20 protein-coding genes are annotated in these 14,900 nt (G+C 65.7%); 10 read left to right on the forward strand and 10 right to left on the reverse strand.

Features of this window, described 5'->3' with window-relative positions; genetic code table 11:
• Positions 1 to 583: 583 nt before the first annotated feature.
• Positions 584 to 1,261, reverse strand: a complete 678-nt coding sequence (locus ARTHRO9V_RS01060; protein WP_056049987.1) for a hypothetical protein — start codon at positions 1,259 to 1,261, stop codon at positions 584 to 586.
• A 304-nt stretch (positions 1,262 to 1,565) separates the two neighbouring features.
• Between ARTHRO9V_RS01060 and ARTHRO9V_RS01065 the strand changes: the two genes are divergently transcribed.
• The 6 genes from ARTHRO9V_RS01065 (at position 1,566) to ARTHRO9V_RS01090 (ending at position 5,635) form a co-directional block, all read left to right on the forward strand.
• The gene (locus tag ARTHRO9V_RS01065) at positions 1,566 to 2,036 is read left to right on the forward strand and encodes a universal stress protein (RefSeq protein ID WP_056049983.1); all 471 of its coding nucleotides are present in this window, start codon (positions 1,566 to 1,568) and stop codon (positions 2,034 to 2,036) included.
• Positions 2,033 to 2,773 (forward strand): 2,3-bisphosphoglycerate-dependent phosphoglycerate mutase, encoded by a 741-nt coding sequence (locus ARTHRO9V_RS01070; protein WP_159825004.1) that lies wholly within the window; start codon positions 2,033 to 2,035, stop codon positions 2,771 to 2,773. Before ARTHRO9V_RS01065 ends, ARTHRO9V_RS01070 begins: the two co-directional genes overlap by 4 nt.
• A 1-nt stretch (position 2,774) precedes the next feature.
• On the forward strand, positions 2,775 to 4,127 hold the full coding sequence (eno, locus tag ARTHRO9V_RS01075) for a phosphopyruvate hydratase (protein ID WP_159825006.1): 1,353 nt from the start codon (positions 2,775 to 2,777) through the stop codon (positions 4,125 to 4,127).
• Positions 4,124 to 4,660, forward strand: coding sequence for a CrcB family protein (locus tag ARTHRO9V_RS01080; RefSeq protein WP_082460666.1), 537 nt, complete (start codon positions 4,124 to 4,126; stop codon positions 4,658 to 4,660). Before eno ends, ARTHRO9V_RS01080 begins: the two co-directional genes overlap by 4 nt.
• A complete protein-coding gene (locus ARTHRO9V_RS01085; protein WP_307785063.1) occupies positions 4,657 to 5,034 on the forward strand; it encodes a CrcB family protein in 378 nt (125 codons plus the stop codon). Before ARTHRO9V_RS01080 ends, ARTHRO9V_RS01085 begins: the two co-directional genes overlap by 4 nt.
• Positions 5,035 to 5,191: 157 nt before the next feature.
• Positions 5,192 to 5,635: a hypothetical protein gene (locus tag ARTHRO9V_RS01090; RefSeq protein ID WP_159825008.1), complete on the forward strand. Its 444-nt coding sequence runs from the start codon at positions 5,192 to 5,194 to the stop codon at positions 5,633 to 5,635.
• A 32-nt stretch (positions 5,636 to 5,667) separates the two neighbouring features.
• Here the strand turns inward: ARTHRO9V_RS01090 and ARTHRO9V_RS01095 are convergent, their stop codons facing one another.
• A complete protein-coding gene (locus tag ARTHRO9V_RS01095) occupies positions 5,668 to 6,816 on the reverse strand; it encodes a TDT family transporter (RefSeq protein ID WP_159825010.1) in 1,149 nt (382 codons plus the stop codon).
• A gap of 69 nt (positions 6,817 to 6,885) precedes the next feature.
• Between ARTHRO9V_RS01095 and ARTHRO9V_RS01100 the strand changes: the two genes are divergently transcribed.
• Positions 6,886 to 7,794 carry a LysR family transcriptional regulator gene (locus tag ARTHRO9V_RS01100; protein ID WP_159825012.1) on the forward strand — a complete coding sequence of 303 codons (909 nt, stop codon included), beginning with the start codon at positions 6,886 to 6,888 and terminating at the stop codon, positions 7,792 to 7,794.
• Here the strand turns inward: ARTHRO9V_RS01100 and ARTHRO9V_RS01105 are convergent, their stop codons facing one another.
• On the reverse strand, positions 7,795 to 8,340 hold the full coding sequence (locus tag ARTHRO9V_RS01105; protein ID WP_043594580.1) for a uracil-DNA glycosylase: 546 nt from the start codon (positions 8,338 to 8,340) through the stop codon (positions 7,795 to 7,797). It lies immediately after the preceding gene.
• A gap of 514 nt (positions 8,341 to 8,854) precedes the next feature.
• Here ARTHRO9V_RS01105 and ARTHRO9V_RS01110 point away from each other — a divergent pair.
• The 3 genes from ARTHRO9V_RS01110 (at position 8,855) to ARTHRO9V_RS01120 (ending at position 9,597) form a co-directional block, all read left to right on the forward strand.
• Entirely contained in the window at positions 8,855 to 9,046 is a 192-nt protein-coding gene (locus ARTHRO9V_RS01110; RefSeq protein WP_159825014.1) for a hypothetical protein, read from the forward strand.
• A gap of 11 nt (positions 9,047 to 9,057) precedes the next feature.
• A complete protein-coding gene (locus ARTHRO9V_RS01115; RefSeq protein ID WP_159825016.1) occupies positions 9,058 to 9,294 on the forward strand; it encodes a hypothetical protein in 237 nt (78 codons plus the stop codon).
• Positions 9,295 to 9,363: 69 nt separating this feature from the next.
• Positions 9,364 to 9,597 carry a hypothetical protein gene (locus ARTHRO9V_RS01120; protein ID WP_159825018.1) on the forward strand — a complete coding sequence of 78 codons (234 nt, stop codon included), beginning with the start codon at positions 9,364 to 9,366 and terminating at the stop codon, positions 9,595 to 9,597.
• Positions 9,598 to 9,654: 57 nt separating this feature from the next.
• On the opposite strand, the gene ARTHRO9V_RS01125 is transcribed toward ARTHRO9V_RS01120, so the two are convergent.
• The 7 genes from ARTHRO9V_RS01125 to ARTHRO9V_RS01155 all read right to left on the reverse strand — a co-directional run bounded on the left by ARTHRO9V_RS01125 (position 9,655) and on the right by ARTHRO9V_RS01155 (position 14,828).
• On the reverse strand, positions 9,655 to 9,885 hold the full coding sequence (locus ARTHRO9V_RS01125) for a hypothetical protein (protein WP_159825019.1): 231 nt from the start codon (positions 9,883 to 9,885) through the stop codon (positions 9,655 to 9,657).
• Between the two features lie 86 nt (positions 9,886 to 9,971).
• The gene (locus tag ARTHRO9V_RS01130) at positions 9,972 to 10,535 is read right to left on the reverse strand and encodes an SMI1/KNR4 family protein (RefSeq protein WP_159825021.1); all 564 of its coding nucleotides are present in this window, start codon (positions 10,533 to 10,535) and stop codon (positions 9,972 to 9,974) included.
• 83 nt (positions 10,536 to 10,618) lie between these two features.
• A complete protein-coding gene (locus ARTHRO9V_RS01135; protein ID WP_159825023.1) occupies positions 10,619 to 11,008 on the reverse strand; it encodes a hypothetical protein in 390 nt (129 codons plus the stop codon).
• Positions 11,009 to 11,138: 130 nt separating this feature from the next.
• Positions 11,139 to 11,333, reverse strand: coding sequence for a PLDc N-terminal domain-containing protein (locus tag ARTHRO9V_RS15950; RefSeq protein WP_370516163.1), 195 nt, complete (start codon positions 11,331 to 11,333; stop codon positions 11,139 to 11,141).
• Positions 11,334 to 12,081: 748 nt separating this feature from the next.
• Positions 12,082 to 12,651 carry a recombinase family protein gene (locus tag ARTHRO9V_RS01145; protein ID WP_159825027.1) on the reverse strand — a complete coding sequence of 190 codons (570 nt, stop codon included), beginning with the start codon at positions 12,649 to 12,651 and terminating at the stop codon, positions 12,082 to 12,084.
• A 963-nt stretch (positions 12,652 to 13,614) separates the two neighbouring features.
• Entirely contained in the window at positions 13,615 to 14,325 is a 711-nt protein-coding gene (locus ARTHRO9V_RS01150; RefSeq protein WP_123570957.1) for a zf-HC2 domain-containing protein, read from the reverse strand.
• Positions 14,322 to 14,828, reverse strand: a complete 507-nt coding sequence (locus ARTHRO9V_RS01155) for a sigma-70 family RNA polymerase sigma factor (protein ID WP_082460175.1) — start codon at positions 14,826 to 14,828, stop codon at positions 14,322 to 14,324. The genes ARTHRO9V_RS01150 and ARTHRO9V_RS01155 overlap by 4 nt, the downstream gene beginning before the upstream one ends.
• Between the last annotated feature and the right edge of the window lie 72 nt (positions 14,829 to 14,900).

A 14,900-nucleotide genomic window follows, 5' to 3' on the forward strand; every position in this document is an offset into this window, starting at 1 on the left:
CGCCCGGAGCACGCCCGGCCCCGATCTCGCTGCAACGCCTCCCCCACCACGAACTCGTCTCCTACCTCAAACGGCAACTCGCCGTCCCGCTCCCCGGCGAGACCTGCGACTCGCCGACCACGATTCCAGGGGTCACAGGCAATGTAGAAGGCACCGTCGCAAGCTCGTGAGCCACCGCGGGGGCCGCGCATCTCGACATACCGGGCGCTGCCGCCGCGCCTGCTGCTTAACCCTTTTTGAATCGAGGATTGGCGCCTCTAGTCGTCTTCACCCGTGCACGACGCACCCGCAGTCCCTAGCTGCGGCCGAGGTGAAGACCCCGCGAAGCAACGCTGCTTCGCCCCGCTGGGGTGTCGTGGCCCGAACCACGACGCCCCGGCGATACCCCGACTCGAACGGCAAGAAGAACCGAACGGCGCGAACGAGGCAATCAACGGGGCCAGCAAATCAAAGGCATGAATGTCCGACTCGTGCCAGACGAGCATTCAGGCTTGCGCCGGTGAACGATCCCCTATCGGGCGGCCGTCGAAAATGCAGAACATCTGAATTGAACGTAATTGCGTTCTGTGCGGGCAGGATGAGGCTAGCTGTAGGCGCGGAAGTAGAGACGTTGGGGCCGGAATGGCAGCCTCGGCCCCGGAATCGGCCCTGAGAAGTAGTCACCGTGTTCGTCGAGCAAGGTGACGCCTCGCCACGTGCGTCTGATGCTGCCGGCGTAGAGCACGACCTGTTCCATCAGGTCCTTCGCTGCCGCCATGCCGTCATCGTCAGTGCGTCCGGCACCGAAGGTCCACCAGTGAAGCTGCGAGCCCTCGACCACAACATTGCCGTCATGCCGCACGTGAACGGAGAAGGGCAAAGCGGAACCCCGGTCAGGAACCACCCGCACCTCCAGGTCGAACTCAGCGACGGGAGCGTGGACCGTCACCCGGCCGTGAGTGCCGACGAGTGCCTCGATCCAGCCTGGCAGGCCCTCTGGGGCGGTCTTGTCGATGGTCATCCTCAGCTGCCGTCGTTCGAGCAGACTGAATGCCCGGCCGACACCGGCTACGTTCCACTCGAGCTCTAGTCTTCGGCCGCCGGCGAATTCGACGACGATCCATTGCTCACCGATGAATGACAGTCCGGGGACTTCCAGAAACGGCAGGCGATCCGTGTCGGGATCGAGCAGGGTCGCGGAGACGTGGTCCGTCCCGAACGTCCTCCTGGCTGCGTCGGTCAGCCGCCCGAATGTGGCTTCGTGATGGGGCGGGATCGGCACGACCTCAGTATGCCGATTCCCGATAGAGACGGCGAGGGCGCTTGACCGAAACTCCAAGTAGAGAGCAAGACCCTACGTCTGCTCAGCTCCCGGTGAACGATCCCCTATCAGGACAGGCCACCACACCCTTTTCTTGGTCGAAAAGAATGTTGTATCAGCAGGTGCAGCTTGGTCGGATCAGTGCTTGACTGAGCCTGGCGGAGACGCCACGGCGGTGGGGCTCGCCGTCACCAACCTCGACTCAGGTCGACAACAGTCCCTATCTCATCCACTGGCGTGCCCAGGAACCGAGATAGGAGACCAGATGACCACCGACACCATCGTCGTCGGAGCTCATACCCGGACGGCCGACACCGTTCTCTCGAACGCCGCCCGGTTCGCGGCCCGGCTGTCGGCACAACTCGTCGTCGTGCAGGTCGACGACTCCCGCGTCCCCGCTGACCCCGACGACGCCAGCGGCCGAGGGGCGACCGTTCCCCTCGACCCAGACGAGTACGACGACGTCGCCGCCGACAGATCTGCCCTCGAGGCGACGGCAGCCCGGCTCCGCACCGACGCGCAGATCACGGTCGACGTCCGTGTCCTCGCCGGTGACCCCGCGAAGGCGTTGGCCCGCGTCGCCGCCGACACGCACGCCGTGATGATCGTCGTCGGATCCTCGAACGGTCTCGCCGCGGGCCTGAAGGCTGCACTGCACGGGTCCACGGCATCGTTCCTCATGCACCATCAACCCGTGCCGGTGCTCGTGGTGCCGGTCTCGAAGGCCCGGCCGTGACGACCCGGATCGCCCTCGTGCGACACGGCCAGAGCCAGGCCAATGCCGACGGGCTGTTCACAGGCATCACCGACTCACCCCTCACGACCGGAGGCCGTGAAGAAGCCCGCCGTGCTGCACACCTGCTCGACGAGACGGGTTTCCGCCCGGCATCGATCCTGTGCTCACCGCTGGCCCGTGCGACCGAGACTGCCTGCATCATGGTGTCCGAGAACCAGTGGACCGTGCCCGCCACCGTCGACGTGCGACTCCGGGAACGCGACCACGGCGACCTGACCGGACGGACGAAGGCGGATGTTCGCCGCTCAGCCGGCGAGGAGGACTTCACCCTGTGGCGGCGCTCACTGGACATCCCGCCCCCGCCGTCCTCCGACGCGCAGTTCGCGAAGCTGTGGGCTCAGGACGCCCTTCGTCAGGTGGATCCCTCGAACCGCACCCGGGCCGAGAGCCTGCTCGACGTCATCGTCCGGGTCCGCCCCGTCGCCGAGGCGGTCAAGGCCGGTGCCCCCGGCGGCACCGTGCTCGTGGTGGGCCACGGCAACAGCCTCCGCGCACTCTGCCTGTTGCTCGACGCGCTCACCCCACTCGAGGTCGCCGCGCTCAACATCCCGACCGGCCACCCCCTGATCTACGACCTCGCCTCCGACGGGCATCCGCTGACGCGGGGCGGCACGTATCTCGACCCGGCCGCAGCGGCCCTCGCCGCCGCGGTCATCACCCACGAAGGAGGAACCTGACATGAACGACTACATCAGCAACCGCACCATCCACACCCATGACGTCGGCACCTACGTCACCCACGGCGGTGCACACCCCGTCCAGATCGTGTCCGCCCTCGGGCGGTCGATCTTGGACTCACGCGGATTCCCCACCGTCCAGGTCGACCTCGAACTCGCCGACGGCACCCTCGTCTCGGGCGCCGCCCCTGCGGGAGCCTCGACCGGTGCCCACGAGGCCGTGGAACTCCGAGACGGAGGTGCAGCGTTCGGTGGCAAGGGCGTCCGGAAAGCGGCAGAGATGGTCACCACCGAGATCAGCGACCTCCTGACCTCACGCCCGTGGGCCGGGATCAGCGAGATCGACCGTGCCCTCGCCGACCTCGACGGCACCCCGAACTGGTCGCGGCTCGGCGCCAACGCCGTCGTCGCCACGTCGATCGCGGCGTCCCGAGCGCTGGCCCGCGAAGCCGGCCTGTCCCTGCACCGGTGGATCGCCCTGCTGTCGGGGGCGAACGAATCGCTCCCCGTCCCGCACTTCAACGTCCTGAACGGAGGCGCCCATGCAGCCAACGACCTCGATTTCCAGGAGTTCATGATCGCTCCCGTCGGGGCGACCAGTGAGGAGGAAGCGGTGCAGACCGGCGCAGAGGTCTACCATGCCCTGAAAGCGCTCGTACAGACCCGCTACGGCACCGCGGGCCTCGGCGACGAGGGCGGCTTCGCCCCGGCGATCAGCAGCCCCGAGGACGCCCTCGACCTCATCGTCCAGGCGATCACCGACGCCGGCCACCGGGCGGCGCTCGACGACGTCGCGATCGCCCTCGACCCTGCCGCGAACGGGTTCGGCGATGGAGACGGCCGGTACCGGGTCGCCGGGCAGGACCTCGACCGTGCGGCCCTCGCGGACCGGTACGGTGCACTGCTCGACGCGTACCCGATCAGGAGCATCGAGGACGCGTTCCACGAGGACGACCACGACGGGTGGGCGCTGATGGCGTCGAGGTTCGGCGGCCGCGTGCAGCTCGTCGGCGACGACCTCTACGTGACCGACCCCGAAAGGATCGCCGAAGGTGCCGAGAAGGGCTGGTCGGACGCCGTCCTCATCAAGCCGAACCAGATCGGCTCCGTCAGCCAGACCCTCGACGCGATCGCCACCGCTCGGTCGCACGGCATGGCCTGCATGGTGTCGCACCGCTCCGGGGAGACCACCGACACGTTCATCGCCGACCTCGTCGTCGGCACCGGGGTCGGCCAGATCAAATCCGGTGCCCCCGCACGCGGGGAGCGGGTCTGCAAGTACAACCGCCTCACCGACATCGAAGCCGATCAGCCCGGACTCCCCTACGGCCTCAGCACGAAGGACGATGCATGACCACCCCCTCACCCGACTCACCGTTTCCGCCGCTGCCCTCGAGGAGAGGCGACGAGTTCGACGGGCTGGGCCAGAACCCGGACCTCGATGTCGACGACTCCACGGGCACCGAAAGGCCGGTGCACCTGCGGTGGCGGTTCATCGGATTCGTCACCCTCGGCGGCACGATCGGCACGGGATTGCGCGAAGCCCTGGCGTTGAGCTTCCCCGCGGCCCCGGGCAGCATCCCCGTCACGATCCTGCTGATCAATGTCGTCGGTGCGTTCGCGCTCGGGCTGCTCCTTGAGTCGCTGGTGCGACGAGGGCCGGACGCGGGTCGCCGACGCGACCTGCGCCTCCTCGTCGGAACAGGCGTTCTCGGCGGGTTCACCACCTACAGCGCCCTCGCGGTCGACACCGCGACCCTGCTCGGTGACGCGCTGCCGATCGCGATCGCCTACGGTGTGGGATCGGTCGTGCTCGGCGCCGTGGGTTCCTGGGCCGGCATCACCGGCGGTGCCGCCCTCCATCGCCGTTCTGAGGCGGCGTCGTGATCGCCCCGTGGCTCTTCGTCGCGATCGCGGTCGCCGGTGGCGTGGGTGCGGCCCTGCGCCTCGTCGTCGACGGCGTCGTCCGCAGCACGTGGTCGGCCCCCATCCCGCTGGCGACCCTGGTCATCAACGTCAGCGGGTCGTTCGTGCTCGGCTTGCTCACCGGTCTCGCCGACCACGCGGGGATGCCCCGAGAGTGGCTGCTCGTCGCGGGCGGCGGGCTCATGGGCGGCTACACCACGTTCAGCACCGCAAGCGTCGAGACCGTGCGCCTCGTAGCCGAGAAGAAATGGGTCGCGGGAATCGCCAACGGCGCGGGCATGCTGCTGCTCGCCGTCGCTGCCGGGCTCGTCGGCCTCACCATTGGCACGTCATGACACCCTTCTGCTGACGAGTCGCGAATGCTCGTGGGGGCTGCCGTCGGGGCATGCTCGTGGTTGCATCAGGTTCGCGGCCGCTTCGTGCAGCCGCACCAGTCGGCGGCCGCCGACTCCCCTTTCCGTTTCGACATACAAGTGCGCAGGAGAAAGCATCATGAGCAACACCGTCATCCATGACTTGGTTTCCGAGATGCTGGGTCGGCTTCCGTCCGGTGGAGGCATCGTGGCTGTGGATGGCGATGCTGGCGAGCAACTCTCGGACATGGGCAGTCAGTTGGCTCGGGAGATCAGCGCGAGAGGCCTCACGTCGTCGGTCCGATCATTCACGGGCGCAGACTTCGAGTCTTCACCCGCCGGCACGGACGTGCTGTTGGTCGTCGGCGAAGGCGCGTTGCAGCCTGGCGTCCGGACGCGGTGGAACTGGACTCTGTGGGTCGAAGCCTCCGGGGTGCGTGATCAGGCGAGCAACGACCGCAGTGCGGTGGCGTTCGAGAGCTACCGGTCGCGTGACGAGCCCAAGGGCGCCGCCTCGGCCATCGTCGACGTCAGTGACCCCGAGGCCTATCGCCGTGACTGGAACGACGCCTGTTCGATCTGAGCCACTCCCCCACGCACCCTCGTCGTCCGCGGTCAGGGCAGGGGACGGGGAGGCGCGAGGAGCGTTCCGCGTATGACGCTGCCGTGGAAGGTGCGCACGGCGACCGTGACCCAGGCCCCGACGAGCCCGATGTAGAACACGACCGCCAGTACCTGCAGCGCGACGAGTCCCGTGTGCAGGGCCAGACCGTTCAGGCCTGTCACGCAGGTGCCGACGGGGAAGGTGAACGACCACCAGGTGAGTGAGAACGGGAGCCCCTGGCGGATGGTGCGGCGGGTGATGGCCGATGCCAGTGCCGCCCACATCAGGGCGAATCCCAGAGTGGGCACACCGTAGACGAGCCCGAAGACGAACAGGGCGTGCGAGGTTCCCTGGTCGACGGCGAGGTGGGCGTTGCCACCGAGCAGGTTGGCCGCGGTGATCGACTGCCCCAGGGGGCCGAGGACGATCCAGAGGGTCGGGACCATGCCGGCCGGGCCGATCTTGTGCTGGGCCAGGCGTGACCAGATCAGCGTGATGATCACGATCGACGCCAGCAACGACAACCCGAACATCGCGTAGCACCCCCAGAGCATGTTCTGCCTGGCCTGCCCCGCGGGCAGGAAGGGCAGCAGCAGCGCACCGGTCGAGGCAGACACCATCGGGGGAACCACGGGCATGAGCCAGCCGCCGAACGCACTGTCGGGGGCCGTGTCGTGCCGGGTGAACGTCAGGTACGGGACCGCGATCGCGCTGACGAGGCCGAGCACCGTACCGATGGTCCACAACACCCAGTCGATGCCGACCGCCAGGGGCGTACCGAGGACGTCTCTGCCCAAGAGCAGGGTGCCCGCGCCGACGGTCAGAAGCGCCATGGGCGGTGCCCCGTAGAAGTGCGCCATCACCGGATTGAGTCGATGCCCCCGCGCGGTGGCTCGGTAACGCACCCAGTGCATGACGGTCGCCGTGCTGAGAGCGACCAACAACACGCTGGCCAGTGCCCAGACGATGGTCGCGGCAGGGCGCAGCCCCGGGAACTGCAACGGCAGGGTCGCCGCGGCGTTGGCGACGATGCCGGTCCCCATGATCGACGCGAACCAGTTCGGGGTCAGGTTCGACACGATCTGCCCGCGGTGCTCGAGCTGGCGGAACAGACCGCGTGTGCGGGGTGGGGCGACATCCGGTGTGATCGTGGCAGGCATGCCTCGATCTTCGTACGTGCGTCCGGCTGCCGATACGGGCGGATGCTTGTGGTGTCACAATCGATCCTTGTGACCGGACTCCCTGTTGATCTCGAGACGCTCCGACTGCTGGAGGCGATCTCGAGATCGGGCAGTCTGGGCCGGGCCGCGACATCGGTGGGCATCAGCCAGCAGGCGGCGTCGTCTCGCATCACGGGCGCCGAGCGGCGGCTGGGTCGTACGTTGCTCGTCCGCTCTCGGGCGGGCTCGGCGCTGACCGAGCACGGACTCCTGGTGTGCGAGTGGGGCCGACCCCTGCTCGAGGCGGCGACCACCTTCGAACGATCGCTGCACACCCTGATGACCGGCGCCTCCGACGCTCTCCTCGTCGCGGCGAGTCAGACGGTGTCAGAGGCGCTGATGCCACGCTGGATGACAGCGGCAGCGGATCGTGTCCGGGTACGCCTGGAATCGGGCAACAGCGACTGGGTCGTCGACGAGGTCCGTTCGGGGCGCGCGCACCTCGGGTTCACGGAGACCCCTGATGAGGCCGACGGGCTCGCCACGACCGTCCTGGGTGTCGACGAACTGCTCGTCGTCGTCTCGCCGAGGCACGCATGGGCATCGAAGTCCGAACCCGTGACGGCAGCGGATCTCGCATCCACACCGCTCGTGTCTCGGGAGTCGGGCTCGGGCACCCGCCGGACCCTCGAGCTCGCCCTGGGGATCGACCCTGCCCTGATGGCAGAACCCGCTGCGCAGTTGTCGTCGACGGGCGCCATCCGGGCGGCCATCGCCGGCGGTGTGGGTCCGGGAGTCATCAGCTCGTTGCTGGTCGAGGACGACCTCCGTGCCGGGCGCCTCGTCACCGTCCCGGCAGCCGTCGACCTGAGGCGCCCGTTCCGCGCCGTGTGGTCGGCCGGTCTGAGCGCCGGGGCGCAGGATCTCCTGGCCGTGATCGCCGCGTCGCAGCACAGCCCCGACTCCTCGCCGAGATGATCAGAGAAGCGAAGCGTGCCGTAGGGCCGTGACGGCCCGCAGGTGCTTCTCGCCGGCGCGGGTGGCGTTCGCCGGCGACAGATGGGGTGCCGCGAGCACGGGCACGACCCTCGCACGCGGTTCCAGGGTGAAGTACCTCATCACGCCCGTCAGGGCCGGAGTGCCGAAGGTCACGATCGCCCGCAGCTGCGGCAGAGAAACGAGCAGCTGAGCCAGGGCAGGGCGTGCCTCGTCGAGATCGGTGACGGTCGGCGCCCGACCAAGGGCCCACGGGACGATGTTCCATCGCAGGTAGACGTTCCTGCCCAGACCCGACTCGATCCGTGCTCGCCTGAACGCAGACGCCGTCGGCCCCGGGTTGTCCTCACTGCTGATCGCGTCCTCGCCCTGCTTGATCGTGGCAGGACCGGGTGATTCCATCAGCACGAGAACTGTCGCCGCTGCTCCTCCACCTGATGGGTCGAAGCCCGGCACGAAGCGCGCACGTCCTGGTCCGGAGCTCCGCCATTCCGATACGAGCTGATCGAGGCCCCTGGGCTGCTGCATCCCTAGACGCTACGACGTTAGGGACCGTTTCCGCCCACGCTCACCGACGACACGGAACGACCACGACGGCGTCCTCTCCGAGTGCGCTCGCCCCACAGCAAGTGATCCAGTGGGGGATCCCCTATCGGGCATTAGCGTTCTGCTATGACGCCTGTGGTTTTCGTCCTAGTTGCAATTGGCTTCGCCGGATTCGGGTCGGCTGTCATCTACGAACAGGTTCAGCACCGCAAGACGGGCGGAAGACCCTTCGAGGGACGCAAAGCCATTGTCTTCCCGTGGATCGTCACTTCTTGGCTAGTCTTCGGCGTCGGATTCGTCATCCTCGTCGCAAACGAGAACTAAAGACCTGCCCGCCGACCGTCAACCGAGCGGCTATCGGGCATCTCCGGCGATGTCCTAGCCTGGTCGAATGACCAACCACAGCGCACCGGACACGGAACGCCGGTCTGTCTGGACAGTGCAACATCTCTAAACGGCGACCGTCTGTAGCTATGAAGAGGTCGAATTCCCTCGCGTGTTCGGTGTCTACTCGACAGAAGAACGAGCGAACGAGGTCCGCGAGAGGGCCCGGCTCCAGCTCGGCTTCGACGGCCGCCTCGGGCCGGTGGACTCCCAGGAGAAGCTCACGGTGTACCTGTACGGCCTCGACGACGTCGCATGGCGTGGAGGCTTCTTCTCTTATGACGCTGAGGGCCGAGAGGAATGAAGGTCTACTCCGTGACACACCTCCGCCCCCGAGGGCAGAACACCGAGTGGCCATTGGTCAACCTCAAACAGATCGGCTACTTCACCTCCAAGAATGAGGCACGACGCGCAATCAGGAGCCTCCGCCTCGATCCCGGCTTCCGCCGGTTCCTCGACCAGTTCCGCATCGACATCGTCGAAGTGGACGTCGACCTGTACGAGACAGGCTTCAACCACGAGGACGACCGAGGACTTGTGCCGGTCGACTGACGCCACTACGGGGACCGCCCGATGGTCGATCGTCTATCGAGACGCCAGCGTCGCCCCTACGCTGCCGTCATGAGTCCCGGTGTCAAGAAGTACAAAGGGCGAGCACGCCTAGCCCTGATCAGCGCGGCGGCATGGCTGGCCATCTTCGTCGCGTTCGCGGTACTCGATGCTCAGACTGACCTCAACGGCTTCACAGGTATGGGGCTCGGGACTATCTTCACGGCCGTGAACGTAGCCCTCTTCATCTACGCCCAGTTCAAACTTCGGTCAGCAAAACAGCGCGAGCTTCACGAGACGACCTGACCACGCCTGTCTGTATCGCGATCGTCTATCGGGCAGTCCTCAGTAGAGCCTTGGGGTCTAGGGCTTCGGGCCTTGTTGACGGCGCAAGTCCCTCCGCGCGCGGAAGACAAGCACGAGGGTGCGGAGGATGATTCCAAGCCCAATCGCACCGATGATGCGGCCGGCAAACGATGCATCGCCTAGAACAGGGATCGTCTCGAATGGCTGAAGCAGGAGAGCGCACCCGATCAGGACAAAGACGACAGCGGCAACAAACCATCTACGTTCGTCCTGGGGCAAGAGCTTCATCCCACCAGTCTCCGTCATGACGGCACGAGCATCACGCCCTATGGTCGATCGTCTATCGGGACGCTACCCCCAGATCGTGTTCGGCCCTATGGAACGTCTTCTTCAAATGCCAGGAGGGACCAGGGCTCCAGGCCGCGGGTCTCCATGACCGCTTCAGGGAGCGCCCGGGGCGTGCCAAACTCGCGGGCTGCGTAGTCCAGCAGGTTCGTGCCGAAGACGATGACATCCGTCTGGACGACGGAGAAGACCGGGGCCCCTGGGCCGAACGGCGCGGCCGGCAGATAACGGGGGCCGTACAGAGGTACGAGCTGCGGCCATGTGGTGACCTGTTGCTTCACGACCTCGAAGCGCGCTTCGACGGACTCGGGGCGTTCACCCCACGACGCCGGCCAGAAGACGTTGTTCTCGACATCGAACAAGACGCCCTCGAAAGGCGCTCGGATCGCATCGCGGACACGCTTGTCTGCCCTCGCCCGCCAGTCGTACCAGCCATCAGCCACGGGCAGCGCGAGGGCGAGGAGCTCGCGGTGATCGGGGGCAAAACGGACGCCGTATCGGCGTTCAGCACGACGCAACTCAGCCTCGGAAAGCCCTGCCTCGAGGGCGACACGTCGTTCTCGAAGGAGCTCGACGACCTCGGCAGCAGACACGTCGTCAGCATAGATGCGACCTGTTCGACAGACGATCCCCTAGCGGGCACCTGAAGCTACGTGGGCCAGGAGGAAAAATCGCTTCAGAACCAGCGGAACAGCAGCTGCTCGAGAACGTTTTTCGCTACGCCAACTGGCCCGCTGACCGGTTCGCCACTGTCCTTGCCAACGGCCCGCAGCAACGCCGCCTGCGCGTCGGCATATTCCTCGGCCTCCTCCTCAGTCAAATGACCAGGGGCAACACTTTTACTCGCGCTCAGCGACTCCAGCTGCTTGAGGCTGTACTTATAGCCAACGGGCTGGGGAGCAGATTCGATCATCTGCTGAAGCTCGAGATCGGATCGGCGGCCCCGTGGATCGGTAACAGCACGAATGAGATCAGTCAGGCCTTGGAGGCTCGCCTCTGATCCGCCTGATCTGAACTGAACTCGGCGCGCACGACTACACAAGTCGTACATCAATCCCTCATCCATGAAGCCCCCTTCGATACAGCTGAGCTTGGCAGAACGAGCCCCTGAGGGGAACGAGGCACAAGACAGAGCAGCAGATTGCGGGGCCAGCCGAGTCAATAGCCGATCGTGCACCGGGCCTAACAATGGGCGGTCAAAGCCCTCGCGGGGATGACTTCCGTGCATCCCCACCGAGCACGAGCCATGCGAGGGCAGTAACGGCCGGCACAACAAAAGCACAAACAACCCACAAGGCCTTGGCGCGATCAGAAAGAGACGATCGGAGCACAGTCACCAGCGTCCACACCACCGCCAAGATCGACCCCGCGATGACCGCAACCCAGAACATGTCGTAGCCAGCCGGAAAGAAAACGGCCTCCCCCTCCGTCGCAAGAGCGATACCCAGGGAGAGACGTCGGTTCACAGGCCCACCGTAGGTGGGGCATTCCGAGAAGTCGAGCTAGAGCACACACGTCAGCTTCACAAGGCCCGCTGGCGGATCGGCTATCGGGACGCGTGCGGTCGCTTCGTTTGTGGGCATGCTTCTTGGCACGAACGCGCCGCTCTGCCACCCATCTCACTCGAGCAGGGAGCCCCAGGTGACGTCGCCGTGGAGAAGGACGACGCGCGTTTCCCCCATGGCCCAGACATCTGCCCATGTCGGAGTCCCCTGCCTCCCCTCGAAGACGGGCTCAGCTGCGGCGGCCGCCGCACGGACGTCGATTGGACTCGGCCAGGCGGGCGTGCATCCACCGCCACCGCATCCACACCCCTCGAACGCCAGGGTGGCACCATGCCGAACGAGAGCTCGAACCTCCGTCGCATCGACGTCGGCGGCCGCTTTCTCGAGTCGACCACCGTCCGGGGTGAAAAACTGTCCAGCGAGGTTGAACGTCCCAGGCCGCACCGCAAAACGACCCTTCGTCACAGCTCTCCTCATGACGCCAGACGTCGGAATATCCGGAGACGTCCGGCTCGCTCGCTTCGACATGGGCCAATCATGCCTTTTTGTCGACGAAAGTCAGCCTCGGCGACGAGGCTCAGCGAGCTTCATCGGCCAACCAACGGCCTGAACACGAGGCGCGACCCCACGGCGATCACGCCTGCTCCCCACGTTGGATAGCTCGGTAGACCGTAGAACGAGCAACGCCGAACAGCTCTGCGATCTCGCTCGTGGTGTGCTCGCCGGTCCGGTGCAGCTGCACGAGGTGCTTCTCCTGCGAGGCAGTCAGTTTGGGCTTGCGGCCGCGTAGCTTGCCGGCGGCCTTCGCGATCGCCATACCCTCACGTGTTCGGGCCCGGATGAGGTCGGCTTCGAACTCAGCGACCATGCCGAGGACGTTGAACAGGAGCCGGCCAACCGGGTCGGTGGGGTCGTAGACCGCTCCCCCGAGGTTGAGCGAGACGCCCTTCTTCGTCAACTCATCGGCGATGTCGGTCGCGTCCCGCAGTGAGCGGGCGAGACGATCGAGCTTCGTGACGACCAGGACGTCGCCGGCACGGCACGCGGCCAGGGCCTCGCGAAGCCCCGGTCGAGCTCGAGTCGTCCCCGAGAGCCCGTGGTCAACATGCACGTGTTGAGCGTCAACACCGAGCGCTGCCAGACCGTCACGTTGTGCTGCGAGATCCTGTCCCGATGTCGAGACGCGGGCGTAGCCGATGAGCATCCGATGACTGTAGCGTTCAGACCCCCGTCACCGCGCATTTTTGCGGGACAGGCATACGCGAATCCGCAGGCCAGGCGCCACTTGACTCGAGCCGGCCGAGACAGCCCCGAGAGAGTGTTCCGATGAACGACCGTCTATCGGACACTGAAATCGAAACGTAGAGACCCCGGTGCACATTCGAGGTGCGGGTATTCCGACGCATGTGGCGCATTGTCGGTCTGCCAGTCGCGGCCGTACCGCATAGTTGGGGACGTGCCGGCACCCGAGATCATCTCCCTAGACCCAGCGGCAAGAGCGTTTTACGGTCTTCTGGCGGCTGGGATGGTCGTTGTTTTCGGGGGCACGACCATCTTCATTTCTGGGCTTCCCGGGCAAATCGCGTTCGGTGTTCTGGCAGGCGCGTGCATCGTCTTACTTGTTCGCCTCCTGCGTTTATCCCTCACTCTTTCTGACGACGAAGCTGTCATCCGTGGCCTGTTCCGAACGACTCGCATCAATCGGGAGCACGTCAGGTTGTTGCGAGAGCACGCATATCTCGAGTGGACGGATGAGCTGGGCTTCGGACACTCCACACCCGTGCTGGCCCTCATGCTGAGCTTTTTGCAGCCAACGTCTCGTCGCCCTGCGGGCAGAGGGCACGAAGTCGCGCGACGCATCGACTCGTGGATTGACGGAACTGTAAAGCGGGCCTAGCCGAAGCTAGGCCCGACCTTTCCTGTCTAGCTACTTCTTCTTGCGATGCTGGATGACCAACACGGCGATGAAGACAATCGTGACGATGGCGACGGCGATGGGCCACCAACCATTTGCACCAGCTGCATACACGGGCTTATCCCTCCGAAATGATTGCTCCGGCCGTTTCGGCCAGAGAGTATCCATACTTCACGGCTGCCGTAGCTGCGCCCTTGACTTTCTACGCGACCGGATGACGACCGTCTAACGGGCGTCTCGTTCGCGAGGAACTCAGGTGTCTAGCCGAGCCAACGCGACCGTGGATCCCTTCAAGCGGATTTCTACACTCGCGATCTTCAGGCTGGGAATGGCTGTCGACGCAGACAGATCTGCGGCACGCGAGCCGGCTGCGTCCCACGTCGCGACGGTGAGCGTGGTGTTGTCCGTTTGTGTGACCACGAGCTCGTATCCGGAGTTGTCTGGCGCGTCCGCGCCGTAGTCGCAGTTCCAATCGAGCCTCGTGCCCCAAGATTTCTCCTCGATCTGCAGACCCGCAGTAAGGGTGGTGGAGTCGGTTCCGGGGTCCATTGGCTGGAACGTCATCTGGGCCGTCGCTGGGCCGACGTCGTTTCTTGCGCCTACGGCGAGCCCCCCGAAGACGGCGGCAGCAACAGCAGCGGCAACTGCGAGAGCCATGACTCCTCGGCGGCGGCGTTGACTCTTGCGGACGCGGTGGGCCATCAGCGACAACGTTTCTGATGGCGCCGGAGTGTCGTCCGAACCCAGAGGTGAATGGATGGCAAGGGCCTCTTCCGGCGAGATCTGGCTCAGGATGCCTGGGAGACCCGCAAGTTCCGTCACCGCTTCACGGCAGTTGGCGCAGGTACTGAGGTGCTGCTCGTATTCGCGACGTTCATCGGTGGGGAGCGCTCCGAGGACGTAGGACGCGTCCCAGTCCTGGTAACGGTCCTCGTGAGCTTGGAGATCGGGATGCTCAGTCATCGTGTGACGCCCCTTTCTTGGAGGGCTAGCCTCAGCCCGCGCAACCCGTAGTGGAGCCGCGATTTCGCGGTTCCTTCTGGGATGCCAAGCCGTCTCGAAATTTCAGGAATGCTCTGACCAGCGAAGTACGCACAGACGACGACTTGACGGTGCTGGTCGGAGAGCGACGCCAGCGCGTCCGCAACCATGATGCTGTCCAGGACCGCATCAGTGCGATCGAGAGCAGCGCCTTCTCCCTCGCCAGGGGCTGCCACTTCTCGTCGACTCCGGGCAGATCGTGCGTCGTCGATGACGAGGCGCCGAGCGACGGTGAACAGCCACGCTTGAGCAGCATCCTTGTCGAGCTCCAGCACCTTGGGACGCTGCCATGCTCTCAGCATCGTCTCCTGAACGATGTCCTCGGTCAGCGCCGCGTTCCGAGTGAGGCTGTGTGTGTAACGGCGAAGCGCCCCGCCGTGGCACTCGAACAATGCCGACAAGAGCTCGTCACTGGCTCGGGTCATGACCTTCACCGCCTCGCGCCGGTGAAGTCCGGCCAGTGCCTGATCCAGGACCGCCTTTCATCGTGCCTGTAG

The organism is Frigoribacterium sp. 9N (assembly GCF_902506305.1).
In the GTDB taxonomy this organism is placed as follows: Bacteria; Actinomycetota; Actinomycetes; order Actinomycetales; family Microbacteriaceae; genus Frigoribacterium.